The organism is uncultured Methanobrevibacter sp. (assembly GCF_902771435.1).
Lineage (GTDB): Archaea > Methanobacteriota > Methanobacteria > Methanobacteriales > Methanobacteriaceae > Methanocatella.
Genome location: NZ_CACXXB010000097.1, coordinates 1 through 2,045, shown reverse-complemented (window position 1 = coordinate 2,045; position 2,045 = coordinate 1). Strand labels below are relative to the sequence as shown.

At 34.0% G+C, this 2,045-nt stretch carries 1 protein-coding gene; it reads right to left on the bottom strand.

The features are described 5' to 3' along the window. Positions 1 to 2,045: AMP-binding protein (locus QZU83_RS10705; protein ID WP_295611969.1), on the bottom strand; the 2,045-nt coding region annotated here is incomplete at both ends.

Below are 2,045 nucleotides of genomic sequence, written 5' to 3'. Positions count from 1 at the left end.
TTGTCCGGAGTCAATTCAATTTTTGGATTTGAATCATCCTCTTCTTTGAGTAGTTCATCAACATCAATCCTGTTTTCACCATCATATTCAATATCGGCTGAGGTGATAACAAATCTTGAATCACTGTCTTCAAGAATCTGCTCTATTCTGTTTTTCGGATAATTAGGATCAATTGGAATGAACGCTGCTCCTGCTTTGACAATACCTAAAACTGCTGCAATCAAATCGCTGTTCCTTCTCATCATGAACATTATTCTATCTTCAACATTTACTCCCCTTTTGATTAATGCATTAGCGATTTTGTTTGCTTTTCTGTTCAATTCATCATATGTTAGTTGGCCGTCTTCAGCATAAAGTATTGTCTTTTTAGGATTTTTCAATGCAATATCTTCAAATACCCTGTTTACAATTCCTTCATTTGCAAGTTCAATCTCGAATCCTTCATCCAATTCTATTTCCTGCCTGATTGAAATGTCCTTCAACAGAGTATCTTCACAGTCAAACTTATCCAGCAACACATCCATTGACTCTAGAAATGCTTCCATGAGCTCTTTTGAATAGAATGATTTGTCATAGCTGATGTTAATGTTTCCACTTTCGTAATTCAATACCAATTTATAATCTTTCCTGTCGAATTCCCTGATGAAAAACAATATTTCACTTTCAAAGTTTAGCTTTCTGTTATTCATGAGAGGATATGAATTATACTCTTCAAATGTTTTTTTGAAATCGTTGAAATATTCTCCCACACTTAAATCTGTGTTGAAGTGGTATCCTGCTGCAACACGATTATAAGCTATCAGAATATCTTTTGAAAATGAAAACTTGGTTAAGTCATAAAGGAAAGTTGCAAGCAATAATTTTTCTTTTGTCAAAGAATACTTGTTAGAGAGATTCTTCAGTTTATCAATATCTATTGGCCTGGAAATTTTTGTAAATTCAACTTCATCTCCGCTGACATCAGGTGAAATTGCTGTTGGATTATCGAATGAATTGATAAAATTATTATAATAGTTTTCAGCCTTAAAGAATTCAACTTCTTCTATATCATAATCCCTGCATTTTTTGGAAGAATCATTTTCAACCTGCCTTGCCAAATCTTTAATGCCCTGCCCGATTGAGTCTATTTCTCTTGCTTCAAAACATGACTTGTCATATTCTATAAATATGGACTGTAGGCCGTCCTTATCTGAAAAATTCTTATTTATTCTGAAGTGAAGTGGGAATTTGATGTCCTTTTGAAGGGTGAGGAATTTGGAGCCATATTCTGTTGAGTTGGATACTATTGAAACCATTGAAATGCAGTCAGGGTCAATGTTGTTATTTCTTAAATCAGTAGTATATTCACTGAACTGTAATTTTGCATGACTTAAACCTTCCTTTAGAACTTTTTTGGAATATGCAAGCAATTCATCAAATGTCAATTCCTCATCATACTCAAGCCTTAATGGAATTGTATTAACAAACATTCCCAGTGCATCACCCTGTCCGAAGTATCTTCCATGAACTGAAGTGTTTAAAACCAAATCTTTGAATAACTTATTGTCCTTTTTGGATTTTGCCAGATATAAGAAACAAAGTGCAAGGGAAGTTACGAATGGAGAGTAATTGAATTCATGAGTCTTGTCAAACAGGACTTCAAGATAACCCAATTCGGAATCATCAAATGAATACCAGTCCTGATTATAATCCTTCAATGAATTAAGCCAATATTTCTTGTCGTTTTGCGCATCATCTGAAGCGAGATACTTTATCTCCTCATCAACATAACTGTCATAGGAGTAATCTATTGGAACAAATTCACTGTTGTCTTTAACGCAATCCATGTATCTTTCAATTTCTTGAGGTATTATTGAAAAAAGTGAGGTTCCGTCAAGTAAAATATGCTGAACAACCCCGATAAGCACAGTCGAATCGTCTGTTTTCAAAACTGCCCATCTGTATAATGGACTATCAAAAATGTCATCAAAAGGTTTATCGAGATAATCTTCTATGAATTCATCAATATCGTCTGAAATGTCAAATGAATCAACATTGACGACACG